General features: G+C 71.4%; 19 protein-coding genes, 5 tRNA genes and 1 riboswitch. Of the genes, 11 read left to right on the plus strand and 13 right to left on the minus strand.

Going from position 1 to position 25,616, the window contains the following annotated elements:
• Positions 1 to 262 precede the first annotated feature (262 nt).
• The 4 genes from AC07DO_RS10915 to AC07DO_RS10930 all read left to right on the plus strand — a co-directional run bounded on the left by AC07DO_RS10915 (position 263) and on the right by AC07DO_RS10930 (position 5,501).
• The gene (locus tag AC07DO_RS10915; protein WP_150169604.1) at positions 263 to 1,711 is read left to right on the plus strand and encodes an NsdA family TPR-like regulatory protein; all 1,449 of its coding nucleotides are present in this window, start codon (positions 263 to 265) and stop codon (positions 1,709 to 1,711) included.
• 196 nt (positions 1,712 to 1,907) lie between these two features.
• Positions 1,908 to 3,125, plus strand: a complete 1,218-nt coding sequence (lhgO, locus tag AC07DO_RS10920) for an L-2-hydroxyglutarate oxidase (protein ID WP_479058622.1) — start codon at positions 1,908 to 1,910, stop codon at positions 3,123 to 3,125.
• Positions 3,126 to 3,235: 110 nt separating this feature from the next.
• Complete coding sequence (trmB, locus tag AC07DO_RS10925) at positions 3,236 to 4,102, plus strand: tRNA (guanosine(46)-N7)-methyltransferase TrmB (RefSeq protein WP_479058624.1); 867 nt, start codon at positions 3,236 to 3,238, stop codon at positions 4,100 to 4,102.
• Positions 4,103 to 4,145: 43 nt separating this feature from the next.
• Positions 4,146 to 5,501, plus strand: coding sequence for a PrsW family intramembrane metalloprotease (locus AC07DO_RS10930; protein WP_479058626.1), 1,356 nt, complete (start codon positions 4,146 to 4,148; stop codon positions 5,499 to 5,501).
• 9 nt (positions 5,502 to 5,510) lie between these two features.
• On the opposite strand, the gene AC07DO_RS10935 is transcribed toward AC07DO_RS10930, so the two are convergent.
• The 5 genes from AC07DO_RS10935 to AC07DO_RS10955 form a co-directional block, all read right to left on the minus strand.
• Positions 5,511 to 6,455, minus strand: coding sequence for an aldo/keto reductase (locus tag AC07DO_RS10935; RefSeq protein WP_479058628.1), 945 nt, complete (start codon positions 6,453 to 6,455; stop codon positions 5,511 to 5,513).
• Between the two features lie 80 nt (positions 6,456 to 6,535).
• Positions 6,536 to 7,600: a M23 family metallopeptidase gene (locus tag AC07DO_RS10940; RefSeq protein ID WP_479058630.1), complete on the minus strand. Its 1,065-nt coding sequence runs from the start codon at positions 7,598 to 7,600 to the stop codon at positions 6,536 to 6,538.
• A gap of 11 nt (positions 7,601 to 7,611) precedes the next feature.
• Positions 7,612 to 7,759, minus strand: a riboswitch (cyclic di-AMP (ydaO/yuaA leader).
• A 221-nt stretch (positions 7,760 to 7,980) separates the two neighbouring features.
• Positions 7,981 to 9,204, minus strand: a complete 1,224-nt coding sequence (locus tag AC07DO_RS10945; protein ID WP_479058631.1) for a PP2C family protein-serine/threonine phosphatase — start codon at positions 9,202 to 9,204, stop codon at positions 7,981 to 7,983.
• Between the two features lie 111 nt (positions 9,205 to 9,315).
• Positions 9,316 to 9,389: transfer RNA gene (locus tag AC07DO_RS10950), tRNA-Met, on the minus strand.
• A gap of 46 nt (positions 9,390 to 9,435) precedes the next feature.
• Complete coding sequence (locus AC07DO_RS10955) at positions 9,436 to 10,665, minus strand: alginate lyase family protein (RefSeq protein WP_479058633.1); 1,230 nt, start codon at positions 10,663 to 10,665, stop codon at positions 9,436 to 9,438.
• A gap of 382 nt (positions 10,666 to 11,047) precedes the next feature.
• Between AC07DO_RS10955 and AC07DO_RS10960 the strand changes: the two genes are divergently transcribed.
• Together AC07DO_RS10960 and AC07DO_RS10965 are read left to right on the plus strand one after the other, a co-directional pair.
• Positions 11,048 to 11,659: a hypothetical protein gene (locus AC07DO_RS10960; protein ID WP_479058634.1), complete on the plus strand. Its 612-nt coding sequence runs from the start codon at positions 11,048 to 11,050 to the stop codon at positions 11,657 to 11,659.
• Between the two features lie 28 nt (positions 11,660 to 11,687).
• Entirely contained in the window at positions 11,688 to 12,146 is a 459-nt protein-coding gene (locus tag AC07DO_RS10965) for an ANTAR domain-containing protein (RefSeq protein WP_479058635.1), read from the plus strand.
• Here the strand turns inward: AC07DO_RS10965 and AC07DO_RS10970 are convergent.
• The 4 genes from AC07DO_RS10970 to AC07DO_RS10985 form a co-directional block, all read right to left on the minus strand.
• Positions 12,144 to 12,216: transfer RNA gene (locus tag AC07DO_RS10970), tRNA-Lys, on the minus strand. The genes AC07DO_RS10965 and AC07DO_RS10970 overlap by 3 nt on opposite strands.
• A 140-nt stretch (positions 12,217 to 12,356) precedes the next feature.
• Positions 12,357 to 14,660, minus strand: a complete 2,304-nt coding sequence (locus AC07DO_RS10975; RefSeq protein WP_479058637.1) for a DEAD/DEAH box helicase — start codon at positions 14,658 to 14,660, stop codon at positions 12,357 to 12,359.
• 329 nt (positions 14,661 to 14,989) lie between these two features.
• Positions 14,990 to 15,538: a hypothetical protein gene (locus AC07DO_RS10980; protein WP_479058639.1), complete on the minus strand. Its 549-nt coding sequence runs from the start codon at positions 15,536 to 15,538 to the stop codon at positions 14,990 to 14,992.
• A 191-nt stretch (positions 15,539 to 15,729) separates the two neighbouring features.
• On the minus strand, positions 15,730 to 16,080 hold the full coding sequence (locus AC07DO_RS10985; RefSeq protein WP_479058641.1) for a metallopeptidase family protein: 351 nt from the start codon (positions 16,078 to 16,080) through the stop codon (positions 15,730 to 15,732).
• Positions 16,081 to 16,151: 71 nt separating this feature from the next.
• Here AC07DO_RS10985 and AC07DO_RS10990 point away from each other — a divergent pair, with 71 nt between their 5' ends.
• From AC07DO_RS10990 to AC07DO_RS11005, 4 genes are all read left to right on the plus strand, one after another.
• A complete protein-coding gene (locus AC07DO_RS10990; RefSeq protein WP_479058643.1) occupies positions 16,152 to 17,738 on the plus strand; it encodes a metallophosphoesterase family protein in 1,587 nt (528 codons plus the stop codon).
• 80 nt (positions 17,739 to 17,818) lie between these two features.
• Positions 17,819 to 17,891, plus strand: a tRNA-Glu gene (locus tag AC07DO_RS10995).
• Between the two features lie 39 nt (positions 17,892 to 17,930).
• Positions 17,931 to 18,005, plus strand: a tRNA-Asp gene (locus AC07DO_RS11000).
• A gap of 24 nt (positions 18,006 to 18,029) precedes the next feature.
• Positions 18,030 to 18,103 (plus strand) — tRNA-Phe (locus AC07DO_RS11005).
• Between the two features lie 51 nt (positions 18,104 to 18,154).
• On the opposite strand, the gene AC07DO_RS11010 is transcribed toward AC07DO_RS11005, so the two are convergent.
• The 4 genes from AC07DO_RS11010 to AC07DO_RS11025 form a co-directional block, all read right to left on the minus strand.
• Complete coding sequence (locus tag AC07DO_RS11010; RefSeq protein WP_479058644.1) at positions 18,155 to 19,270, minus strand: ABC transporter permease; 1,116 nt, start codon at positions 19,268 to 19,270, stop codon at positions 18,155 to 18,157.
• A gap of 33 nt (positions 19,271 to 19,303) precedes the next feature.
• Entirely contained in the window at positions 19,304 to 20,191 is an 888-nt protein-coding gene (locus AC07DO_RS11015) for a cytochrome c biogenesis CcdA family protein (protein WP_479058646.1), read from the minus strand.
• Positions 20,188 to 20,979: a DsbA family protein gene (locus AC07DO_RS11020; protein ID WP_479058648.1), complete on the minus strand. Its 792-nt coding sequence runs from the start codon at positions 20,977 to 20,979 to the stop codon at positions 20,188 to 20,190. Before AC07DO_RS11020 ends, AC07DO_RS11015 begins: the two co-directional genes overlap by 4 nt.
• Before the next feature lie 69 nt (positions 20,980 to 21,048).
• Complete coding sequence (locus AC07DO_RS11025; RefSeq protein WP_479058650.1) at positions 21,049 to 21,459, minus strand: hypothetical protein; 411 nt, start codon at positions 21,457 to 21,459, stop codon at positions 21,049 to 21,051.
• 83 nt (positions 21,460 to 21,542) lie between these two features.
• On the opposite strand from AC07DO_RS11025, the gene hrpA reads away from it, so the two are divergent.
• The gene (gene hrpA, locus AC07DO_RS11030) at positions 21,543 to 25,523 is read left to right on the plus strand and encodes an ATP-dependent RNA helicase HrpA (protein WP_479058652.1); all 3,981 of its coding nucleotides are present in this window, start codon (positions 21,543 to 21,545) and stop codon (positions 25,521 to 25,523) included.
• The last annotated feature ends 93 nt before the right edge of the window (positions 25,524 to 25,616 follow it).

Below are 25,616 nucleotides of genomic sequence, written 5' to 3' on the forward strand. Positions count from 1 at the left end.
CGGCCACACGGCGGGAGCACGCATCGCCGTCGAGGCACCTACGTACGGACAACAATCTCGCCATCCGGAACTGGGCCTCTTAACGCTTGGGATGCGGCGAACTACGCTGTGTGTGCTGTTGTTTTCGCGGAGGCATATACCTGGAGGATCGGCCAAACGCGCTTGCGGCCGACTTTCCGGCCACCGCCCCCGGGGAACACGGCACGAATGCCGCGCGCGGTCCAGCCACTGCCCGGCAGCCGTCTGTGTCGAGGGGTGGCGCATGTCCAGGGAGCAACGCGGGCCGAACGAAAAACTCGGCACCGTTCTCGCCCTCGCGGGAATCAGCAATGCGGGACTCGCGCGCCGGGTCAACGACCTGGGCGCCCAACGCGGGTTGACGCTCCGTTACGACAAGACATCGGTGGCCCGCTGGGTGTCCAAGGGCATGGTGCCGCAGGGCGCCGCCCCGCACCTGATCGCGGCGGCCATCGGGCAGAAGCTCGGCCGCCCGGTGCCCCTGCACGAGATCGGCCTGGCGGACGCCGACCCCGCGCCGGAGGTGGGCCTCGCCTTCCCGCGCGACGTGGGGGCGGCGGTGAAGTCCGCGACCGAACTGTACCGCCTCGACCTGGCGGGCCGGCGCGCGGGCAGCGGCGGGATCTGGCAGTCCCTGGCGGGCTCCTTCGCCGTCAGTGCCTACGCGACGCCCGCCTCGCGCTGGCTGATAACCCCCGCGGACAGCTCCGTCGCGCGTGACGTCACGCGCGAGGTGCCCCGCGACACCGTGCACACCGACGACGGCGGCGCGCCGATGAAGGTCGGCCACAGCGACGTACTGAAGCTGCGGGAGGCGGCCGAGGACGCGCGCCGCTGGGACTCCAAGTACGGCGGCGGCGACTGGCGCTCCTCGATGGTCCCTGAGTGCCTGCGGGTGGAGGCGGCGCCGCTGCTGCTCGGCTCGTACTCCGACGAGGTCGGACGTGCCCTCTTCGGAGCCTCCGCCGAGCTGACGCGCCTCGCCGGATGGATGGCCTTCGACACGGGCCAGCAGGAGGCCGCCCAGCGCTACTACATCCAGGCACTGCGGCTCGCGCGCGCGGCGGCGGACGTCCCCCTCGGGGGGTACGTCCTCGCGTCCATGTCCCTCCAGGCGACCTACCGCGGCTTTGGGGACGAGGGAGTCGACCTCGCCCAGGCCGCGCTGGAACGGAACAGGGGCCTGGCGACCGCCCGCACGATGAGCTTCTTCCGACTCGTCGAGGCACGGGCACACGCGCGTGCCAATGACGCGCAGGCCGCGGGGGCGGCGCTGCGGGCCGCCGAGGGCTGGCTGGAGCGGGCCCGTGACGGTGACAACGACCCGTCCTGGCTCGGCTTCTACTCGTACGACCGCTTCGCCGCCGACGCCGCCGAGTGCTACCGCGACCTGAAGGCGCCGCGTCAGGTGCGGCGCTTCACGGAGCAGGCGCTGTCCCGCCCCACGGAGGAGTTCGTGCGCTCGCACGGCTTACGGCTCGTGGTGTCGGCCGTCGCCGAGCTGGAGTCCGGGAACCTCGACGCGGCGTGCGAGCAGGGCACGCGGGCGCTGGAGGTCGCCGGGCGCATCTCGTCCGCGAGGACCACGGAGTACGTGAAGGATCTGCTGCACCGGCTCGAGCCGTACGGGGACGAGCCGCGGGTGGTCGAGCTCCGGGAGCGGGCACGGCCTCTGCTGATGGCCCCGGCTTAGGCCCGCCGCCGACTCGGTGTCCGGTCGCGGTCGTGCTCGCGCCGGTCGTGCTCGTGGCGATCGTGTTCATGGCGGTCGCGGTCGCGGGTGAACCCCCGGGTGGGCGCGGGTTAAGGGGCGGGAAGGATCCGGCGTCCGAGGTTTGGCGGCGTTGTCAGTGGCGCAGGGCAGTATTCGTGGTGGGAGGTGAGGCGCGGTGAAGAAGGTCGCGTACGACTGCGACGTGCTGGTGATCGGCGGGGGGATCGTCGGGCTCGCGACGGCGTATGCCCTCACGCGCACCACTCCCGGCACGCGGGTCACGGTTCTGGAGAAGGAGGCGGGCCCCGCCCGTCACCAGACGGGCCGCAACAGCGGCGTGATCCACAGCGGGATCTACTACCGCCCGGGCTCCCTCAAGGCGCGGTACGCGGTCCGTGGCGCCGCCGAGATGGTCAAGTTCTGCGCGGAGTACGGCGTCGCGCACGAGGTCACCGGCAAGCTCATCGTCGCCACCGAGCGGGACGAGCTGCCGCGCCTGCACGCGCTGGTCCAGCGCGGCAGGGAGAACGGCATTCCGGTGCGCGAGCTGGGGCCCGCGCAGATCACCGAGTACGAACCGGAGGTCCGCGGACTCGCCGCGATCCACGTGGGCACGACCGGGATATGTGACTACAGCGCGGTGGCCGCGCGCCTGGCCGACGCGTCCGGGGCGGAGATCCGGTACGGCGTCCGGGGCGAGGTCGTCCGGATCGACCGCCGCGCCGACCTGGGTGTCGCCGTGCGCACCGCCGACGGGGCCGTCGTGCGCGGCAAGGTCCTCGTGAACTGCGCGGGGCTGCACTGCGACGGGATCGCACGGCTCACCGGGGACGACCCCGGCATGCGGATCGTGCCGTTCCGGGGCGAGTACTTCGAACTGGCCAGGCCCGAGCTGGTGCGGGGCCTCGTCTATCCCGTGCCCGATCCGGCGTTCCCCTTCCTCGGCGTCCACCTCACCCGGGGCATCGACGGCGGCGTCCACGTCGGGCCGAACGCGGTGCCGGCGCTGGCCCGGGAGGGATACGGATGGTCGGTCGTCCGTCCCCGCGAGCTCGCCGGGACGATCGGCTGGCCCGGGTCCTGGCACATGGCCAGGCGGCACTGGCGGTACGGGGCGGGGGAGCTGCGGCGGTCCGCGTCCAAGTCCGCGTTCACCGAGGCGGTGCGGAGGTTGTTGCCGGCGGTCCGGCCCGACGATCTCGTGGCTGCGCCCGCGGGGGTGCGGGCGCAGGCGGTGCTGCGGGACGGGACGCTGGTCGACGACTTCCTCATACGGGAGGGGGCGCGGACGGTTCACGTTCTGAACGCGCCCTCGCCGGCTGCGACGGCGTCCCTGCCCATCGGCAGGGAGGTGGCTCGCAGGGCGGTCGGCGCGTTGCGGGAGGGGGACTGAGGGGCTGAAGGGGGTTGAGGGGACGGAGGGGGCTGAGGACGGGGGCTGAGGTCCCGCCCGGCGCCGGGTGGCCGTGAGGCGGTCCTCGCTCGCCGTAAAATTGGCGCACTGTGTCTGACTCATCTCGTAACGCCGATGCTCCCGACGCCCCCGACGCTTCCGACGCCTCTGAGGTCGACCCGTCCCGGGGTGGCGGGCGCGTCACCGGGGCTCCTCGGTTCCCTGGGGGGCCCTCGCCCGATCCCGCCGGGTCGCACCACGAGCGGCGGATCCGTAGTTTCCAGCCCCGCCGGAGCCGGGTGACCACCAGCCAGGGGGACGCCCTGCGGCGGCTCTGGCCCACGTGGGGCCTGGACATCGACGGGCTCCGCACCCTCGACCTCGCCGAGCTGTTCGGCGACGAGCAGGGGCCGCGCCCCGACATGCCCGTCGTCCTGGAGATCGGGTTCGGCATGGGCGAGGCCACCGCCAAGATGGCCGCCGCCGACCCGGACACCGGCATCCTCGCCGTCGACGTGCACACCCCGGGCCAGGGCAACCTCCTCGGCCTCGCCGAGCGCAACGGCCTCGACAACGTCCGCGTGGCCAACGGGGACGCGATCATCCTGCTCCGCGAGATGCTGCCGCCCGAGTGCCTCGACGGACTGCGCGTCTACTTCCCCGACCCCTGGCCCAAGGCCCGCCACCACAAGCGCCGCCTCATCCAGCCCGAGTTCCTGACGCTCGCCGCGCCCTCCCTCAAGCCCGGCGCGCTGCTGCACTGCGCGACCGACTGGGAACCGTACGCCGAGCAGATGCTCGAGGTGCTCACCGCGCACCCCGACTTCGAGAACACACGGGCCGACGGCGGATACGCGCCGCGCCCCGACTTCCGCCCCCGCACCCGCTTCGAGGGCCAGGGCCTGGACAAGGGCCACGTCGTCCACGACCTGCTGTTCCGGCGCGTCGCCCCGACCACGACGACCGCCAAGGACTGAGGCACCGTCGCGGCCACCCCCATCCCTCGTTAGGGTCGACCACGTGGCCACCGGTTCCCCGTATCCGATACCCCCCGAGGCGCCCGCCCCGAGGGAGCTCCTCCGTGTCCGCTGGTGGCAGCGGCGCGCGATACGCGTCGGCGCGCTCGTCACCCTGCTCGCACTCTCCGGCCTGGTCATCCTCGCCCTGGTCAGGGAGCAGACCGGCACCGAGGGCTTCCTCGTCGGGCTCGGCCTCGCGACCGTGCCCGTACCGCTCCTCGTCGCCGCGTTCCGCTGGCTGGACCGCGTGGCACCGGGCCCCTGGCGGAACCTCCTCTTCTCCTTCTCCTGGGGCGCCTGCGCCGCCGCTCTCGTCGCGATCGTGGCGAACAGCTTCGCGATCCGCTGGATAGCCACCGCCACCGCCGACCCGAGCAGCGCCGACACCCTCGGCGCGACGGTCATAGCCCCGATCGTCGAGGAGAGCGCGAAGGCCGCGGCCGTGCTCCTCGTCTTCCTCTTCCGCAGACGCGACTTCACCGGCATCGTCGACGGCGTCGTCATAGCGGGGGTGACCGCGACCGGGTTCGCGTTCACCGAGAACATCCTCTACCTGGGCAACGCCTTCGTCACCGACCAGCTCAGCCGCGAGAGCGGCCTCGCCTCCGTGACCGCCGCGACCTTCTTCGTGCGCGTCGTCATGTCGCCGTTCGCCCACCCGCTCTTCACGGTCCTGACCGGCATCGGCTTCGGCATCGCCGCGCTCTCGGCCGAGCGGCAGATGGTGCGCCGCGTGCTGCTCCCGCTCACCGGGCTGCTCCTCGCGATGGGCATGCACGCGCTGTGGAACGGCTCCGCGGTCTTCGGGCAGTTCGGGTTCTTCACCGTGTACGCCCTCTTCATGCTCCCGGCGTTCGGCCTGCTGACCTGGCTCGCCATCTGGACCCGCCAGCGCGAACTGCGCACGATCCGCGAGGAGCTGCCCGTGTACGCGGCGGCGGGCTGGCTCACCCCGTCCGAACCGTTCGCGCTGGGCTCGATGCGCGCCCGCTCACTGGCCCGCGACTACGCCGCGTACACCTGGGGGAAGCCCGCGGCCCGCACGGTCGCGGAGTACCAGATGTACGCGACGTCCCTCGCGTTCCTGCGCCACCGCGGCCGCCGCGGACGGGCCGGTGCCGACTTCGTCGTACGCGAGCGGGAACTCCTCGAGAAGCTGTGGGAACGCCGCGAGCCGGCCCGCCCCGCCCTCGCGTACGCGGCACAGGCGACGGCACCGGTCATGCCCCCCGTGCCGCCGTACGGAATGTACGGGGCGTACGGCGGCCGCCCTCCGCACGCCCCTCTCCCCTACGGGCCCCCGCAGCCCTACCCGGCCTACGGCTACCCGACGGCGTACAACCCCTACCGCCCCTAGGGCGCGCCCTTACGCCGACGCCGCGTTCAGCGCCGCGACATCCGCCTCCGTCAGTTCGAGATCCGCCACCGCGAGCAGCGCCGGCAGCTGCTCCACCGTCCGCGCGGAGGCGATCGGCGCCGCCACGGTGGGCTGCGCCGCGAGCCAGGCCAGCGCCACGGTCGGGACCTGCGCTCCGTGCGCCCGCGCGATCTCGTCGAGGGCGGCGAGGACACGGTCGCCCCGCTCCGTCCCCACGTACGCCTCGACCCGCGAGCTGCGCGCGCTCTCGACGCGCGTACCGGCCCGGTACTTGCCGGTGAGGTAGCCCGCCGCGAGCCCGAAGTAGGGGACAGCCGCGAGGCCGGAGCGCGAGGCGACTTCCTGGAGGGGCCCCTCGTAGGTGTCGCGGGAGACGAGGTTGTAGTGCGGTTGCAGCGCCACGTAGCGCGCGAGGCCCTCGCGGTCGGAGACGTCGAGCGACTCCTGGAGCCGCTCGGGGCTGATGTTCGACGCGGCGATCGCCCGCACCTTGCCGGCCCGCACCAGCTCGTCGAGCGCGCCGATGATCTCCTCCACGGGCACCGACGTGTCGTCGAAGTGGGTGTAGTAGAGGTCGATGTAGTCGGTGCCGAGGCGCTTCAGGGATGCGTCGGCGGCGCCCTTGATGGTGGCGGCGGACAGGCCCTTGTACTCGGGGTGGGAGCCGGCCTTCGTGGCCACGACGACATCGGAGCGGTTGCCGCGCTCGGCGAGCCACTCGCCGATGAGGGTCTCGGACTCGCCGCCCTTGTTGCCGTCGACCCAGGCCGAGTACGCGTCGGCGGTGTCGATGAAGTTGCCGCCTGCCGCGGTGTAGGCGTCGAGGACGGCGAAGGACGCCGCCCGGTCCGCGGTCCAGCCGAAGACGTTGCCGCCGAGGGAGAGCGGGAAGACCTCGAGGTCGGAGGAGCCGAGTGGGCGAAGAGAAGTCATATCCTCCTCAACGCCCCCATCGGAGACGGAATTCCGTGCAGGCCACAAGCAAGCGGTGGCCGGCCCCTACGAAGGCGCGATCAGGGGTTGAGGCCCTTGCTCTGCAGCCACCCGAGCGGGTCGATCCCCGAGCCGCCCGGCGTGTGGACCTCCATGTGGAGGTGCGGGCCTGTGACGTTGCCGGTCGCGCCGACGCGGCCGATGACGTCACCCGTGGAGACCTTCTGGCCCGCGCTGACGTTGAGCGACGACTGGTGGCAGTACCAGACCTCCGTGCCGTCCTCGAGTTCGAGCACGGTGCGGTAGCCGTACGCGCCCGCCCAGCCGGCCTCCTTGACGGTGCCGGTGTGCACGGCCTTCAGCGGGGTGCCCGTGGGCGCCGCGAAGTCCAGGCCGGTGTGGTGGCCCGAGGACCACATGGAGCCGGCGTCGCCGAAGTGCGAGGTGAGGGTGTACGAGGAGGTGGGGATGACGTAGCTCTTGGCGAGCTTGGCCAGGCGCGCGGCCTCGGCCTTCGCCTTCCGGGCCTCCTCCTCCTTCTTCTTCTTGGCGGCGGCCTTGGCGTCCGCCTCCTTCTCGGCGGCCCTCTGCTGCGCGGCCGCCTCTTCGGCGGCCTTCTTGACGGCCGCGTCCTCGGCCGCGGTCCGCACGGCGGTGTCCGCCTGGTTCTGCTGGTTCTCGGCCTGCTGCATGATGCGGGCCCGCAGGGCCTCGCCCGCGTGGGTGGTGCCCTGCTGGGCGTCGGCGGTGCTGACGCCCGCGGCGGTGAGGGGGGCCGAGGCGGCGACGGCGGTGTCCGCGGCGTCGTCGTCGGACATCAACGAGCCCACGCCGGGCAGGGACTCGGCCTCGGGCAGCGAGTCGGTGACCGCGCCCAGGTCGGGCATCGATATGGAGACCGGTGGCTTGCCGTCCTGCGCGGTGGCGATGCCGCCCGCGCCGACGGCGGCGATGACGCCCACGCCGAGCACGGTGGAGCTGCGGGCGAGCCCGCCGCCCTTCTTGTGCACACGGTGCCTGCCGCGGACGGGACGGACGGACTCCTCGGTGGGGTTCCACTCTTCGAAGGAGCCCTCGTCGTACGAACCGAAGTCGTCGTCATTCGGAACGTACACGGCTTGGGGGGCAGGCCGGTTGGACGCCACTGGGGCGCACTCCTTTCCTTCCTTCTCGCCTACCGGGTTAGCTGACGGGTTCGGAGCAGGAAGGTCTCCTACGAACATCTGACACGGATGCACAGATGCCCGATTCACCCCATGTTGGTGGTTCCCCGGCTCCCTTGCGGGATTAGGCGTGTGCGCACGGAGCCGCCTCTAGTGACGGCTGGGACGACCGCGCTGCGTTATCGAACGTTAATAGACAGCGGGTCGGTATTCCAAGCTGTTCCAGTTGATCGTTAACGCTCATCGGCCGTACACATCGGGACACGAAGGGTCGGAACGGGGCGAGTTGACCCCACCTTCCCAAACACCGGAACTTCACATTCTCTTGACAGAGCGTCAGTTGTTATGCGGAGGGCTGCACCTCAGTCACCGGACGTGACGTCGGAAGCGTCGGCCGCGACGTCCAGGTCCCCGGCGGTGGGGCGCCGCACCGCGAGCAGCGCCATGTCGTCCGTCATGCCGCCCCCGGTGTGCCGCCGCACCTCCCCCGCCAGCGCGGCGAGGAGCGCGTGCGGGCCGCCGCGGCCCGGGAAGATCCGCCCGCCGAGCCGGGTCGCGGGATCGTAGAACTCCCCCGCCGCGTTGCGCGCCTCCGAGAGGCCGTCCGTGTAGAAGAGCAGCAGCGCGCCGGGCGGCAGTTCCGTCTCGTCCGCGCGGTCCGGCCAGGTCCCGAGGTCCCCCATGCCGAGCGGCAGCGCGGGTTCGCTCGCCGACAGGACGCACAGCCGCCCGTCGCCGCGCAGCAGCAACGGCGGCGGGTGCCCGCGGTTCACGAGCCGTACGGCGCCCTCGCCGTGCCGGATCTCGGCGAGGACCGCGGTGGTGAACCCCTCGAACGCGTCGAGCCCGTCGCGCCGGGTGCCCTCGCGGGCGAGCGCCCGCTCCAGGCGCTGCGCGACCGCCTCCAGGGTGGCCTCCTGCTCGGCGGCCTCCCGGAAGGCGCCGATGACGACCGCGACGGCGGCGACCGCGCCCATGCCCTTGCCGCGTACGTCACCGACGATGAGCCGCACGCCGTGCGGGGTGTCCTGCACCGCGTACAGATCGCCCCCGATGAACGCGTCCGCCTGCGCGGCCTCGTACCGCGCCGCGAAGTCGAGCCCGCCGATCCGCGGATCCGGTTCGGGCAGCACGGCGCGCTGCGTGGCCTCGGAGATGGAACGGGCGATGGCGAGCCGGTCGTTGCTGCGCCGCACGACGCGGTTGATGACGATCGCGAGCGCGGCGACGGTCACCACGGTGACCACTTCGGTGACGGCCTCGACCTGGCTGCTGATCGTGCTGCCGTAGTGCAGGAAGAGGACGGCGGCCGTGGCGGCGACACCCGTCAGGACGGTGTTGAGCCGCGAGTAGAAGGGGGCGGCGATGAGGGGGGCGGCGGTGAAGAGGGGGGACGCGGTGAACTCCGACGGGGTCGCCGCGTCGTACACGACACCGACGACGAGGAGCAGGAGCGGCAGGGAGCGGACGAACGCCCGCTCGGGCCCGGTGGTCCCCCTGGCCTCCCTGGCATCCCTGTCGTCGGGATTTCCTCGCTGCCCCACCGCTTGTCTCCCGCCGAGTCCGCGCCCATCACCGCGCTGCATTCAGGGTTCCCGCAGCGGCGGGAGGGTGCGAGTTGGTGTGGGCCGACCGGGTTACGGCGGGGAAAACACCTGAGGCCGGGAAGCTGATGCTTCCCGGCCTCAGGCCTTCAGTAGCGGGGACAGGATTTGAACCTGCGACCTCTGGGTTATGAGCCCAGCGAGCTACCGAGCTGCTCCACCCCGCGTCGATGAACACAACTCTACGCCATCCGGAGGGGTGCGTCGAACCACTCAGACGTTGTCGGCGTGCGTGAGGGTCTCCCAGGCCACGAAGAGGTCGTCGGTGCCCTCGGGCCGCCGCTCCCGCGTGTACCTCTCGGTCTGCGGCATCTCCAGCCCCAGCCGTCCCCGCAGATGGCTGAGGCCGACCTCCGTGTCGGGTCCCATGTCGCGCTGCACCCTGCCGCCGCACAGCCAGGCCGGCGCCGCCGCGCCCAGCTGGTACTTGGAGTGGAACTCGAAGGCCGCCCGCAGCCGGTCCCTGACCTCTCCGTACAGGTCGACGCCCTGGTGCCGGGCGGTCTCCGCCATGTGCGAGGTGGCGGCGAGCGAGTAGCTCGCGTGCTTGAAGTTGCGGCAGGTCTCCTGCGACAGCCCGTCGGCGTACGTGCCCTGCCCGAACCAGTACTTCTTCAGCTCGGCGGCGGTGTCGATGCCGCTGCCCGCCGGGGAGACGGGCAGCTTCCCGTCGGACTCCAGGTAGAAGTACGCGGGCACGCGCGTCCTGAAGTGCCGCACGGCCTGCTCGAACGTGGCGTGGTCGTCGAGGAAGACGGCCATGCTCATGGTGGCGTCGGCCATGACCAGGTCCCAGTTGCCGTTGCGCTCGACGGCACCGTCGCGGACCTGGGGCAGGTAGGCGTTGCGCAGCATCCGCTCGAAGCGCAGGAGCTGCCCGTCGGGCCACCCGTCGTACGTGTAGCGCAGGGCTTCGGCGGCACGTGCCCAGGACGAGGCGGCCCAGGCGGTCTGCAGCCCGGCGTTGTCCTCGGTGTGCCGGGTGATCGCCTTCGCCCAGGCGTCCATGATGTGCACGGCCTTCTCGGCGTGGGCGCGCTCACCGGTCACGTTCCAGAGCAGGGCGTGCGTGTACGCGGCCAGCGCGTCCTCACGCTCCTCGACGCACCCCCGCCCGGGCCGGGTGTCGGGCGGGCACTCCACGACGGCGTACGGCCGCGCGGTGTAGTCGGCGGCCGCGTACTTGCTGTGCCGCATCTGCTCGAACGCCGCGAACCAGGGCTGCTGCCGCCCCCGTACCCGGTCCCGGGCCCGTTCCAGTTGCTCCTTGCCGACGAGCACACCGGGATGCGTGAACGCGAGATCGAGGGGCCGGGCCGCGGCGGTACGCGTCCCGTCCTCACCGGAGCCACCGCCACCGCAGCCCGCTGCGAGGGCGACGAGAAGCGGTGCCACGAGCAGTACGAGAACGCGCTGCCGTCGCCTGCGAGCCACTGCTGCCATTGCCGAACCTCCCGCCGCGCCGCCGGCCTCCGGGCGGCCACCGGCAGTCCAGCGTCGCCCGCGCGCCGCGGCCGCGCACGGCCGGGCTGGTCCGTTCGGGCGACGGAGGGACCGGGCCCGCGCCAACGCCCGATCGTTTCGAGACGCGGCCGAGTCGCGGTGGCTGGCCTCCGGCCGCCGCGGGCAGGATGGCCGGAGGCGCACAGACGCCCGGCTTCCCCAGACCTCGGAGGCGACCGTGGAGACCCGACGCCCGAGCGTGCCCGAACACGTCCGCCCGGCGCTCCGCGACGAACCCCACCTCCAGGCACATCCGCGACGCCGGCGCCGCCCTTTCACCGCGCAGTCGTAGCAGTCGTACGTGCGATCAGGAGGTACACCCATGGCCCAAGTGGTAACCGAGGACGAACAGGCCGCACAGCGCAGAATCGGTTCCGCGGTGCGCAGCGACAGCGTGCTGACCGGCGGCGGTCTGGCGCTGTGGCGCGAGTACCGGACCGGACCGTGGACGTTGTCCGCGGCGGAGCTCTCCCGGGACCTGGACGTCCTCAAGGTGCCGCACACGATCGTGGTCGCGTTCCGCCCGCCGCGGGGCCGCGGCGGGGACCCGCGCAAGGGCCAGGAGGTCCGCGTGCACTTCGCGGACCTGGCCACGCTGGTCCGCTGGATGCCGCAGCTCCGGCAGCAGATCGACGAGATTCCCGACGCGCACTTCGGTTTCCCCTTCCCGTACTGCGAGGCACGCTCCACCGGCATGGTGATGAAGCTCCTGCCGTCCCTCGCCGCGGAGTGGCCCAGCTGGACGACCGAACAGGCCGCGGCGATGGGGCTCCTGTGCGCCCGGTGCGGATTCGACCTGCGCACCTGCGGCGTCGAGCAGCGCCTGGCCTACAACATCGGCGGCGCCCCCGGGCAGCCACGCCTGGAGTGCGGCCCGTGCTGCGGCGACGGCCGACCCGCCCCCTCCGGCCCGTCCCACGACAACTTGCCTTGAAAGCGCGGGACGTGGGCAGCTTCCCTCCATGGCGGTAGACGTGAACGTTCTGCTGAAGGACCTCGACGCCACCCGGGAACGCAGCCTCCGCCTCATGCTGAGGGCGCACCGGGCATCCGAGTTGAGTCAGTGTCTGGTGGCCGAGTCCAAACGGCGTGTCGCTCGGCTGCAGATCGAGGCCGAGGCGCTCCGGCGCGAGAACACACAGCTGCACCGGGCACTCACCGGCCGCCCCGTGGTGGACCAGGCCCGTGGCGTACTGATGGCCGTCGGCGCGCACGGCCCCCAGGGCGCCTGGAAGGTGCTCGTGGACACCTCCCAGCGCACCAACACCAAACTGCGGCTGATCGCGGAGATGGTGGTGGCCGGCACCACGGACGAGCCGGTCCCCCCGCGCATCGCCGAACAGCTGCGGCAGTCACTGAACCGGCAGGCCGCAGAGCGAAGCCCCCGGCCAGCGGAGGCTGACCGGGGGCTTTCCCCGTAGACCGTGTGGGACTCGAACCCACAACCAATGGATTAAAAGTCCACTGCTCTGCCAATTGAGCTAACGGTCCGCGTCGGTGCACCCCCGAGCATAGCGGGACGGGCCTCGACATCCGATCGGGTATCGCCGTTTACGCCGAAGGGCCCGCCCGACTGGAGTGTCGGACGGGCCCTTCGGTCACGCGGATCGTGCCACCGGTCTGGCTACCGGTCAGCCGTTGCGCTTCCAGCGCGGCTTGTCGTCACGGCGGCCGAACGAACCCGTGCCGGTGCCGGAGCGGTCGTCGCGGCGGTTGTACGACGGGCGGTCGTGGCCGCCGGAGCGGTGGGCGCCGCCCGAGGGACGGTCGTCACGGCGGTCGCGGTTGAACGGACGGTCGCTGCCGCGGTGGCCGCCGGACGGGCGGTCGTCGCGGCGGAAGCCGCTCGAGGGACGCTCTTCACGGCGGAAGCCGCCACCGCGGTTGTCATCACGACGCTCGTCGCGGCGGAAGCCACCGCCACGGTTGTCGTCACGACGCTCGTCGCGGCGGAAACCGCCACCGCGGTTGTCGTCACGACGGTCGCGGTTGAAGCCGCCACCACGGTTGTCGTCGCGGCGGAAACCGCCACGGTCGCCACCACGGCTGTCGTCACGACGGTCACGGTTGAAGCCACCGCCGCGGTTGTCGTCACGACGGTCGCGGTTGAAGCCGCCACCACGGTTGTCGTCGCGGCGGAAGCCACCACGGTCGCCACCACGGCTGTCGTCACGACGGTCACGGTTGAAGCCACCACGGTCGCCACCACGGTCGCCACCGCGGTCGTTGCGGCGGTCACGCTCGTAGTTGCCGCGCTCGTCACGCTGCGGGCGACGGTTGTCGTACGAGGAGGAACGCTCGGCGGCGGGCGCCGGCTGCTCCGGCACCGACACGGCGGCCTCGACGACCGCCTCAGCGGCGGCGGCGGCCTCGGCGACCGCCACCTCCGGGTCGTCACCGCGCTCGCGGGCGGCACGCGCGGTGAGGCGGTCGGCCTCCTCGCGCAGCTCGGCGGCGCGGCGCGTGGCGCGCTCCAGCTCCTTGGTGAGGTCCTTGACCTCACGCTCGGCCTGGGTCGCGGCGTTGCCCGCGGAGTCGGCCTGCACCTCGGTCATCGAGCGGGCGCCGGTGATCTCGGCGACCTCCGGGTCGAAGGTGCCGCCGCCGTTGATGATGTGGCGCGTGGCGTCGACGCCGGCGTCCTCCATGAGGCGGAAGATCTGGCGGCGCTGGTGCGGGAGCGAGAGCGAGACGACCGTGCCGCTGCGGCCGGCGCGGGCCGTACGACCCGAGCGGTGCAGGTAGTCCTTGTGGTCGCCGGCCGGGTCCACGTTCAGGACCAGGTCGATGCCGTCGACGTGGATGCCGCGGGCGGCGACGTCGGTGGCGACGAGGGCGTTGACGTAGCCCTTCTTGAAGTCCTCGAGCACGCGGGTGCGGGCACCCTGCGTCATGCCGCCGTGCAGCGCGTCGGCCTTCACACCGGAGTCGCAGAGCTGCTCGGCGATGCGGTCGGCGCCCAGCTGGGTGCGGACGAAAATGATCGTGCGGCCCTTGCGCGCGGCGATGGCGGCCGTGACGGGCGCCTTGTCGCGCGGCTTCACGATCAGGATGTGGTGCGTCATGGTCGTGACGTTGCCCTGGGCGCTGTCGACCTCGTGCGTGACCGGGTCGTTCAGATAGCGCTTGACCAGCGTGGAGATCTCGTTCTCCATCGTGGCCGAGAACAGCATGCGCTGGCCGCCGGAGGGGACCTGGTCGAGCAGTTCGGTGACCTCGGGCAGGAAGCCCAGGTCGGACATCTGGTCGGCCTCGTCGAGGACGGCGATCTGGGTGTTCTCCAGCGAGCAGGCGCCGCGGCTGATGATGTCGCGCAGGCGGCCCGGGGTGGCGACGAGGATGTCGACGCCGCGCTCGAGGGCGTAGATCTGGTTGCCCATCGACGTACCGCCGCAGACGACCTTCATCTTCAGGCCGAGCACGTCGCCGTAGGGCTGGAGGGCGTCCGCGACCTGCATCGCGAGCTCACGGGTCGGCGTGAGGATGACGCCGCGGGGCTTCTTCTTCTCGGTGCGGCCCTCGGCGGCCAGCGTCGCCAGCATCGGCAGACCGAAGGAGAGGGTCTTGCCGGAGCCGGTGCGGCCGCGGCCGAGGATGTCCTTGCCGGCCAGGGCGTCCGGGATGGTCGCGGCCTGGATCGGGAAGGGGGCGGTGACGCCGTTCTGGGCGAGCTTGCGGACGATGCCCTCGGGCAGTCCGAGGTCACCGAAGGTGGGGCCGGTCTCGGCGTCTTCGGCGGCGTCCGTGATGGCCTCTTCGGCCTCGACGACGTCTTCGGTCCTGGCTGCCTGCTCGGTCTCGACGACCTGCTCGGCGGCTTCCACGACGTCGGCGGCCTGGACGGTCTCGACGGCTTCGACGACGGTCTCCACCGTCAGCTCGTCGGACGTCTCGTTCTCGGGCAGGACGGCGTGGTCAGAATGAGAAATGGACATGCGAAATGCGAAACCTTCCGGAGTCTCGGCACGCGCCCGTCAACTCCGTGATTTCGCAATGGACCGCCTCGATGCGGTCAGCCACGGCAAGGGAGAGTACGCGCCACGCGGCGCTCTTCTGTGTCGGCGCCGGGCAAATGGGATCAAACGATCTACCACCATACGCACCCCCCACCCCAGATGGCAAACCGCCCCCTCTCCGGGATACCCGGGAGGGGTTTCCGAGCAGGCGTGCAGACGTACGGAGGGGCGTGCGCGGGGGTCTCCACAGGCTGCGGGGGTCTCCACAGGCTGCGGGGGCCTCCACAGGCTGCGGGGGCCTCCACCGGCTAGTGAAAACCCACCTGGGGCGACGGCTCGCGCCCCACGATCTCCTCGTCCCGCCGCTGCAGCTGCGCGCCCTGGCCTCCCGACCCCTCCGACGACGACGGCTCCGGAGTGGTCGGATCCGGCGTCGGGGTCGGCGTGGGCTTCGGCGGGTCCGGCGGCGCGGTCGTCCGCGTCGGCGTGGGCCTGGGACGCGTAGGGGCCGGCTTGCCGGGACCGCCGGGCTTCGGCGGCTTCTCGGACCGCGTCGCCGACGAGGACTCCGAGGGCTTGACCGCACCCTGCTCCGCCTCGCCCCCGCGGGACGCCCGGCCCTTGCCCTTCTTCTTGCCCTTGCCGCGCCCGCCGCCCCGCCCGCGCCCGTCCTCCGCGTCGACGTCACCGCCCTGCGTCACGGGGTCGCCGTCGGGAGCGGCCGCACCGCTGTGCCGGCCCGCGGAACGGTCGGGCGCCGGGCCGTTCCCGTCGTCACCGATGCTCATGCAGCCCGCGGTCGCCGCTACGGCCACCGCGACCGCGGCCCAACGGACGGGAACGTACAACTGGCGCACGGCCGAGCACCTCCTGAGGCGCTGAGAATCGAGACGCCCTGCCCAACTCCCGCGGCCCGCAAGAGGACACGGACGGCAACCCCCACGGGCCCGCCCCGCACCGCGCCCCGCACACCCGGCCGGACACCCTCGCTCACACGTCCCCGGAACTCATCCCCGGACGACGCCCGCGGAACCCGCGCCCGGCCCGCTCACCCGTACCCCAGCGCGTGCAGCCGCTCGTCGTCGATCCCGAAGTGGTGGGCGACCTCGTGCACCACCGTGATCTCCGTCTCGGCGACGACGTCCTCGCGCGACTCGCACATGCGCAGCGTCGGCCCCCGGTAGATCGTGATGCGGTCCGGCAGCACCCCGGCGTACCACTCGCCCCTGTCGGTCAGCGGAGTCCCCTCGTACAGCCCGAGCAGCTCGGGATCCTCGGTCGGTGGCTCGTCCTCGACGAAAACGGCCACGTTGTCCATCAGCCGGGTCAACTCCGGCGGAATCCGGTCGAGCGCCTCGCCGACCAGTTCCTCGAACTCCTCGCGCGTCATCTCCAGCACACCCCCATTGTCGGCCACACCCCTCGCCCCGTCCCGGCATAGTGACCAACCCACATGGGCATACGGGACCAATGGCCCGCGACTTCACGGTCGTCCCCCAGGGCGTACGCAGGGCGGGCCGCGCCCTCGTAGGCCACTACCGCGCTCGCCATACCCACCCCGTCAACGAGCTGGTCAGCCCACCCCACCCGTACGCCCGCGCCCTCGGCCTGATCACGGTCGTCCTGCTCGGCGCCTGGCTCGGGCTCCTCATCGTCGGCAGCGTGCGCGCCCCGGTCGGCCCGATGGACACCCGCATGACCCTGCGTCCCTCCGTCTCCGGCGGCACGAAGATCAACGTCTCGCCGCTCGGCGCCCTGGAACTCCGCTCCCACACGGCCCCCATCCGCCTGGACGTCGACGTGGACCGCCTCGACCCGGTGCGCTCCCAGGCCCTGGTCGACCACCCCGAGCGGCTCTCCGGCCTCCAGGACGAGGTCGCGCGCGACGTCGGCCACGGCACGCTCGACCTGGCCGTACGCTCCTGCGTCGCCGTCGTCTCGGGCGCGACCGCGCTCGGCCTCGCCGTCTACCGCCGCCCGCGCCGCGCCCTGGCGGCCGGCGGCCTCGCGCTCGTCCTCCTCGCGGCCTCCGGCACGGCCGCGTACGCCACCTGGAACCCGAAGTCCGTCCTGGAGCCGAAGTTCTCTGGCCTGCTGAGCAGCGCCCCCTCCGTCGTCGGCGACGCCCGCAGCATCGTCAGCGAATTCGACGTCTACCAGCAGGAGTTGGCGCGCCTGGTCACCAATGTCACCAAGCTCTACGACGTGACGTCCACCCTCCCCGCGTACCAGCCGGACCCCACCACGATGCGCGTCCTGCACGTTTCGGACATCCACCTGAACCCGGCGAGCTGGAAGATCATTTCGTCTCTCGTCGAGCAGTACGGCATCGACGTCATCGTCGACTCGGGCGACACCATGGACCACGGCTCGGCCACCGAGAACGGCTTCCTCGACCCGATCGCGGACCTCGGCGCGCCCTACGTGTGGGTGCGCGGCAACCACGACTCGCACACCACCCAGCGCTACCTGGAGCGCTTCAAGAACGTCCACGTCCTCGACGACGGCAGGGCCGAGACCGTCGCGGGCCTGCGCTTCGCCGGCATCGGCGACCCGCAGTACACGCCGGACCGCTCGGAGAAGGCGGGCGGCGACGCGGTCGAGCACATCGCGGGCATACGCCTCGCGTCCGCCCTGCGCGCCGAACGGGCGGCGGGCACCCCGGTCGACGTGGCCGTCGCGCACAACCCGACGGCGGCGCGGGAGACGGACGGCGAGGTGCCGCTCGTCCTCGCGGGGCACATCCACCGCCAGGAGATGGAGGTCATGGAGAAGGGCACGCGGCTGCGCGTCGAGGGGTCGACGGGCGGCAGCGGGCTGCGCGCGGTCGACGACGAGTACCCCGACCCGGTCGAGGCGTCGGTCCTCTACCTGGACCGTACGACCAAACGGCTGCAGGCCTGGGACGAGATCAGGCTGGGCGGCCTGGGTCTGACGAAGGCGGAGGTCAGCCGCCATCTCCCCAAGGAGAACCGCCCCGGCGCGCCCGCCGCCCCGACCTCTCCCGGCCCCTCATCCGACCGGTCTCCGGAGGACCGGTCCCCGGGGCCCGGATAAGCGTTTTGGCGATACCTCCCCGCATCCCATATGCTTCTCACGTCCCCGACGCGCTGCAAAGCGCCCAGGCGGGCCTCTTAGCCCTCATCGTCTAGTGGCCCAGGACGCCGCCCTTTCAAGGCGGTAGCACGGGTTCGAATCCCGTTGGGGGCACGCAACACCTTGTGCGAGACTAGTGCTCGCACAACGCTTGGTCCTGTGGAGCAGTTTGGAGTGCTCGCCACCCTGTCAAGGTGGAGGCCGCGGGTTCAAATCCCGTCAGGACCGCTTGCGATTCCACGCGGATCGCGTGGCTGGGTAGCTCAGTTGGTACGAGCGATCGCCTGAAAAGCGATAGGTCGCCGGTTCGATCCCGGCCCCAGCCACTTCTTCAAGAAGCCCCGCCACCGGCGGGGCTTCTGCCGTTCCCGGGTCCGTCACGCCCCCGCGTGGGCCGGTGCCGAGGCCCGGCCGCCCGGATGGCGGTGCCGCCACACCCAGAACACCGTCGAGGACACCAGCGCCCACGCGCCGAGCACCAGGAACGGGAACGCGTGCTGGTGGCCGCCGAAATAGACCGCCGTGTGCTGCGCGTTCACCGACGCCCCCGGCGGCAGCCACTGGCCGATGTGACCGAGCACCGAGGGAAGCAGCGGCCACGACACCGCGCCACCGGACGACGGGTTCCCGAGGAGCACCATCAGGCCCCACGTCGGGATCATCGCCCAGCGCCCGAACAGCGTGTTGAACATCGTGAAGACCATGCCCGACGCGAACATCGTCAGCGCCAGGATCAGCCAGGACTCCACGAAGGGCAGATCCAGCGCGCCCAGCCACCAGTCCACGACCGCCGAGATGACGAACGCGCCGAGCAGCGCGTACAGCACGGTGAACCCGATCCGCTCGGCCGGGTTCAGGCCCCGCGCGTGGACGCTCAGCTGGATCGCCCCCACGAAGCCGATGATCACGGCGGCGAGGGAGATGTAGAAGATGGCGAGGCCCCGCGGGTCGCCCTCCTGGAGCGGCTTGATGTCCTTCACCGTGACGGGGACGCCGACCTTCTCGCCGACCTTCGGCGCGGTCTCCGCGAGCACCTGCGCGACGGAGGCGCCGGACGCCCCGGAGACGTCCAGCGTCACCTTGTCGCCGCCGCGGGCCACGTCCAGGATCGCGAAGACCTTCTGCTCCTCCACGTCCAGCCGCGCCGCTTCCCGGGTGTCGTACCTGCGCACCTCCAGGGAGGCGTTCAGTGCCTTCTCCATGCCGTCGAGGAAGGCCTTGCCGCGGGCCGAGTCACCCTTGTCCTTCGCGTCGACCACCGCGGTGGGGATGTGGTGCGGGGTCGGCTTCGCCATGGAGAACGTGTACGAACCGGCGAAGAGCCCGGCGGCGGCCGCCAGGATGAACACCAGCACGATCGCGGGCAGGAAGGGCGACTGCTTGAACGCGTCCCACCGCTCGCTCCGGGTGGGCACGCGCCCGTGCGCGCCGTGCTGGTGTGCACCGGCCTGGTGTGCACCGTCCTGGTGCGGCTCCGGCTCATGATCAGGCATACGAATACGCTAAACCACGTATACGCATCCTTCTCACTTGGTAACGGGCGAATCCTCACTAACGGACGAACCTGCGGTAACGGGTGAATCCGGCCTGTCGCTCTCGCGCCTGCGCCACCCTCGTACCCCGAGCACGGCCCCCACCAGCACCACGACCCCCACGAGCAGCACCGAGTCCGGCACCGCCCTGCCGAGGTCCCCCGCCCACTGCTCCACCGCGAACGAATCGTCCACGCCCAGCAGGCCGGGCAGCGCCGTCGTCCCGTCGTAGGCGAGGAACAGCGCGCCCAGCGCGATGAAGAAGAGGCCGGACAGCAGCGACGTCGTATGCAGTTCGAACCGCCCGAGCCGGAACGTCCGGCCCCGCAGCCACCTGCGCCGCCCCAGGTCGAACCGTTCCCAGAGCAGGGCGAGCACGAAGAGCGGCACGGCCATCCCCAGCGCGTACACGGCGAGCAGCAGCCCTCCGTACACCGGGCTTCCGCTCACCGCGGCCACCGTGAGGACGCTGCCGAGGATCGGCCCCGCGCAGAACCCGGCGAGCCCGTACACCACGCCCAGCGCGTACACGGAGAACGCCGTGGTCGGGCGGATGCGGCCCGAAAGCTCCGCCATCCGCCGCGAGGCGAAGCCCATGCCGAGGATCTGGAGCGCGCCGAGCCCGATGATCAGCCAGCCCGCGACGAGCACCAGCTGGTCGCGGTGGCCGAAGAAGAAGCGCCCCGCGTAGGACCCGGCGGCGCCGAGCGGCACCAGGGTCGTCGCGAGTCCCGCGTAGAAGATGCCGGTGCGTGCGACGAGGCGCGAGGTGGAGTCGATCGAGTAGGCGAAGAACGCCGGCAGGAGCAGTGCGCTGCACGGGCTGACCAGGGCGAGGAGTCCGCCGAGGAACGCGGCGAAGTATCCGACGTCGGCGGTCACTCGGAACCGCCCTTGCCGCCCGCCTTCGCGCTCTTCGCGCTCTTGGCGGCCGATTCGACGGCCTGGTGGAAGACCTGGTCCGGCTGGGCGCCCGAGACGGGCCGCCCGTTGATCACGAAGGACGGCGTCGCGGCGGCCCCGAGGCCGTACGCCTCCTCCTGGTCCTTCTTCACGGCGCTCTTGGCCGCGTCGCTCCCCGCGTCGGTGACGAAGCGGTCCACGTCCTTGACCCCGGCGTCCTCGGCGAGCTCCTTCAGGCGGTCGTCGCCGAAGCCCTTCTCCTTGGATCCCTCGGCGTACGCGGCCTCGTGGAACTGCCAGAAGCGCCCCTGCTTGCCCGCCGCCCACGCGGCACGCGCGGCCCGCTCGGAGTCCGCGCCGAAGATCGGGAAGTTACGCCATTCGATGCGCAGGGTGCCGTCCTCCACGTACTTCTTCACGAGGCCGGGCTCGGTGTCGCGGGCGAACTTGCCGCAGAAGCCGCACTTGAAGTCGGCGTACTCGATCATCACGACGGGCGCGTCCGCGCGGCCCTGCGCGAGCGGGTCCCCGGCGTCGCGCCGGGCGAGCTTCTCCAGCTCGGGGTAGACACCGGCCTGCGATTCGGTGGCGGGCGCGGCGCCCGCGGCCTCCTCCTTGACGGTGCCGCCGCCGGAGGAGTCGGCGGGCTTGGTCGCCGTGTACGAGGCGACGCCGAGCAGCACCGCGGCGACGGCGACTCCCGCGCCGATGGCGATGTTGCGGCTCTTCTTGCTGCCGTTGCCGTTCTTGGTGTCGTTCTTGGGCATCAGAGCGGTCTCTCTTGTCCTGTTGTACGTCGATTTACACGTCGATGGGGCCCCTGAGTCAGGGGCCTCCTACACGCGCAGGACCGAGAGATCGACGGGTGAGAGCGGTACGAGCTCGGGCGGCCCGCGTACCGGAGCGAGGTCGAGGACCGCCTGGTCGGCGCCCCAGGAGCCGGTCGCGCCGTGGGCCTCGCAGAGCGCGGGGAGCAGTTCGTGCGGGGAGTTCGTGCGCGGCGGCGCGGCCGGACCCTGCTCGCCGTCTCCCCGTGCGCCCTTTCCGCAGCCCGGCTGTTCGCGGCCGTCGGCCGCGGGGGCCGCGGTCGCCATCGGCATCGCCGCCGCCGTCGCCGTCGCCGCCCGCCCGGGCGTCCGCTCCGCCGGCTGCTGTCCGGACGCCGCCGCGGGCGCGCAGAACAGCCCGAGCACGATGAGGAGCACCCCCGCCAGGGGGCTCCAGAGCGTGCGCGCGGGGGACGACATGCCCGGAATCGTACGTGCCGGGGCGGCCCGCCCGGGAAATCGGTTCGCCACTGCCGAGTCGCGGGTGAGATCCTGGACGCCGTATGTCTACGCAGCCCGCCCTCGCCCTCGACGCCCTCGCCCCCCGACTCTCCGAGCTGTCGCTGCGCGACGAGCACCGGATCGGCCGGCGGCTGGAGGGTGCCCGCCGGATCCGCAAGCCCGAGGCCCGCGCCGCCGTCCTCGCCGAGATCGCGGCGGACGTGGAGAAGGCCGAGGCGCGGATGGCCGAGCGCGGCTCCCGCATGCCCGTGATCACGTATCCGGAGCAGCTGCCGGTCAGCCAGAAGAAGGACGACATCGCCGAGGCGATCCGCGACCACCAGGTCGTGATCGTCGCCGGTGAGACCGGCTCGGGCAAGACCACGCAGATCCCCAAGATCTGCATGGAGCTCGGCCGGGGCGTGCGCGGCATGATCGGCCACACGCAGCCCCGCCGCATCGCGGCCCGCACGGTCGCCGAGCGCGTGGCGGAGGAGCTGAACACCCCGCTGGGCGAGGCCGTCGGCTGGAAGGTCCGCTTCACCGACCAGGTCGGCGCGGGCACGTTCGTGAAGCTGATGACGGACGGCATCCTGCTCGCCGAGATCCAGACGGACCGCGAGCTGCGCGCGTACGACACGATCATCATCGACGAGGCCCACGAGCGGTCGCTCAACATCGACTTCCTGCTCGGCTACCTCGCCCAGCTGCTGCCCAAGCGCCCGGACCTGAAGGTCGTGATCACTTCCGCGACCATCGACCCCGAGCGTTTCTCGCGGCACTTCGGGGACGCGCCGATCGTCGAGGTCAGCGGGCGCACGTATCCGGTCGAGGTGCGCTACCGCCCGCTCCTCGAAGAGGACTCCGAAGACTCCGACCGCGACCAGATCACCGCGATCACGGACGCCGTCGAAGAGCTCCAGGCCGAGGGCAAGGGCGACATCCTCGTCTTCCTCTCCGGAGAGCGCGAGATCCGCGACACGGCGGACGCGCTGAACAAGAAGAACTATCGGTTCACCGAGGTCCTCCCCCTGTACGCCCGGCTCTCGCACGCCGAGCAGCACCGCGTGTTCCAGCAGCACACCGGGAGACGCATCGTCCTCGCGACGAACGTCGCGGAGACCTCGCTGACCGTCCCCGGCATCAAGTACGTGATCGACCCGGGCACGGCCCGCATCTCCCGCTACAGCCACCGCACGAAGGTGCAGCGCCTGCCCATCGAGGCGATCAGCCAGGCCAGCGCCAACCAGCGCAAGGGCCGCTGCGGGCGTACGTCGGACGGCATCTGCATCCGGCTGTACTCGGAGGACGACTTCGTCTCGCGCCCCGAGTTCACGGACGCCGAGATCCTCCGTACGAACCTCGCCTCCGTCATCCTCCAGATGACCGCGGCCGGCCTCGGCGACATCGAGAAGTTCCCCTTCATCGATCCGCCGGACCACCGCAACATCCGCGACGGCGTGCAACTCCTCCAGGAACTGGGCGCGCTCGACCCGGCGCAGAAGGACCCGAAGAAGCGGCTCACGCAGCAGGGCCGCAAGCTCAGCCAGCTCCCCGTCGACCCGCGCCTGGCCCGGATGGTCCTGGAGGCCGACAAGAACGGCTGCGTGCGCGAGGTCATGGTGATCGCCGCCGCGCTCTCCATCCAGGACCCGCGCGAGCGCCCCGCCGAGAAGCAGGCGCAGGCCGACCAGCAGCACGCCCGCTTCAAGGACGAGACGAGCGACTTCCTCGCCTTCCTCAACCTGTGGCGGTACGTGCGGGAGCAGCAGAAGGAGCGCGGCTCCTCCTCCTTCCGGCGTATGTGCAAGGCGGAGTACCTGAACTTCCTGCGCATCCGCGAGTGGCAGGACATCTACTCGCAGCTGCGCACGGTCGCCAAGCAGATGGGCATCCACCTCAACGAGGACGACGCCCCCGAGCAGCACGTGCACATCTCCCTCCTGTCCGGCCTGCTGTCCCACATCGGGATGAAGGACGTGAAGGAGTCGAAGGAGAGCAAGGAGAAGGACCCCAAGCAGCGCGGCGGCGGGCGCAACGAGTACCTGGGCGCGCGCAACGCCAAGTTCGCGGTCTTCCCGGGCTCCGCGCTCTTCAAGAAGCCCCCGCGCTTCATCATGTCCGCCGAGCTCGTCGAGACCTCCCGCCTCTGGGCCCGGGTGAACGCCCGCATCGAGCCGGAGTGGGTCGAGCCGCTCGCCCAGCACCTCCTGAAGCGCACGTACAGCGAACCGCACTGGGAGAAGGACCAGGCGGCGGTGATGGCGATAGAGAAGGTGACGCTGTACGGCGTCCCGATCGTCACCGACCGCAAGGTGAACTACGGCCGCATCGACCCCGAGGTCTCCCGCGACCTGTTCATCCGCAACGCGCTCGTCGAGGGCGACTGGCGCACGCACCACAAGTTCTTCGCCGCCAACCGCAAGCTCCTCACCGAGGTCGAGGAGCTGGAGCACCGCGCGCGGCGCCGCGACATCCTCGTCGACGACGAGACGCTCTTCGACTTCTACGACCAGCGGGTGCCCGAAGACGTCGTGTCGGGGGCGCACTTCGACTCCTGGTGGAAGAAGAAGCAGCGCGAGGAGCCGGAACTGCTCGACTTCGAGCGGTCGATGCTGATCAACGAGAAGGCGCAGGGCGTCTCCAAGGACGACTATCCCGACTCGTGGCGGCAGGGGCAGCTCAAGTTCAAGGTGACGTACCAGTTCGAGCCGGGTGCGGACGCGGACGGCGTGACGGTCCACATCCCGCTCCAGGTCCTGAACCAGGTCACCGACGACGGCTTCGACTGGCAGATCCCCGGTCTGCGCGAGGACGTGGTCATCGAGCTGATCCGCTCCCTGCCGAAGCCCGTCCGCCGCAACTACGTGCCCGCGCCGAACTTCGCGAAGGCGTTCCTGGAGCGTGCGGTGCCGCTCCAGGAGCCGCTGCACGTCACGCTGGCGCGCGAGCTGCAGCGGATGGTCGGCGTGCCGGTCTCGCCTGACGACTTCGATCTGACGCGCGTGCCCGACCACTTGAAGATCACGTTCCGGATCACCGACGAGCGGCGCAAGAAGCTCGCCGAGGACAAGGACCTGGAAGCCCTGAAGGTCCGGCTGAAGCCGAAGGCCCGCAAGGCGCTCTCGCAGGCGGCCGCGGCGACGGCCGAGCGGACGGGCGGGGCGGCCGTGGAGCGCACGGGCCTCACGGACTGGACGCTCGGCACCCTCACGCGCGTCTTCGAGACGCGCCGCGCGGGCCAGCCGGTGAAGGCGTACCCGGCGCTGGTGGACGACGGCGACACCGTCTCCGTACGCCTCTTCGACACGGAGGCCGAGCAGCTCCAGGCGATGTGGAAGGGCACCCGCCGCCTCATCCTGCGCAACATCCCGGTCAATCCGGCCAAGTTCGCCTCCGACAAGCTGACCAACCAGCAGAAGATCGCCTTGTCGGCGAACCCGCACGGCTCCGTGCAGGCCCTCTTCGACGACTGCGCGATGGCCGCCGCGGACAAGCTGATCGCGGACTTCGGCGGGCCCGTCTGGGACGAGGAGTCGTACCGCAAGCTCTTCGACAAGGTGCGCGCGGAGATCGTCGACACGACCGTGCACGCCGTCGGCCAGGTGCAGCAGGTCCTCGCCGCCTGGCAGGCGTGCGAGCGCCGGCTGAAGTCGACGAAGAGCCCGGCGCTCCTCGCGAACCTCGCGGACGTACGGGAGCAGCTGAACTCCCTCGTCAAGCCGGGCTTCGTGACGGCGACGGGACTGCGGCGGCTGCCGGACCTGATGCGGTACATGGTGGCGGCGGACCGGCGCCTGCAGCAGATGCCGACGAACGTCCAGCGGGACACCTCCCGCATGGAGAAGGTCCACGAGATGCGTGACGAATACCTGTGGCTGCTCGAACAGATGCCGCAGGGCAGGCCGGTGCCGCAGGAGGTCCTGGACATCCGCTGGATGATCGAGGAGCTTCGCGTCAGCTACTTCGCGCACGCGCTGGGCACGGCGTACCCCGTCTCGGACAAGCGGATCGTGAAGGCGATCGACGCGGCGGTGCCGTAACCGGGCGACCGCACAGGGTGAGTTCGACCGCCGGGCCTGCGCTGCTGTAGAGTCTCATCTCGCAGCACAACGCAACACCAAGTGCCGCGAACA

The sequence above is a fragment of the Streptomyces sp. NPDC045678 genome (assembly GCF_056432085.1).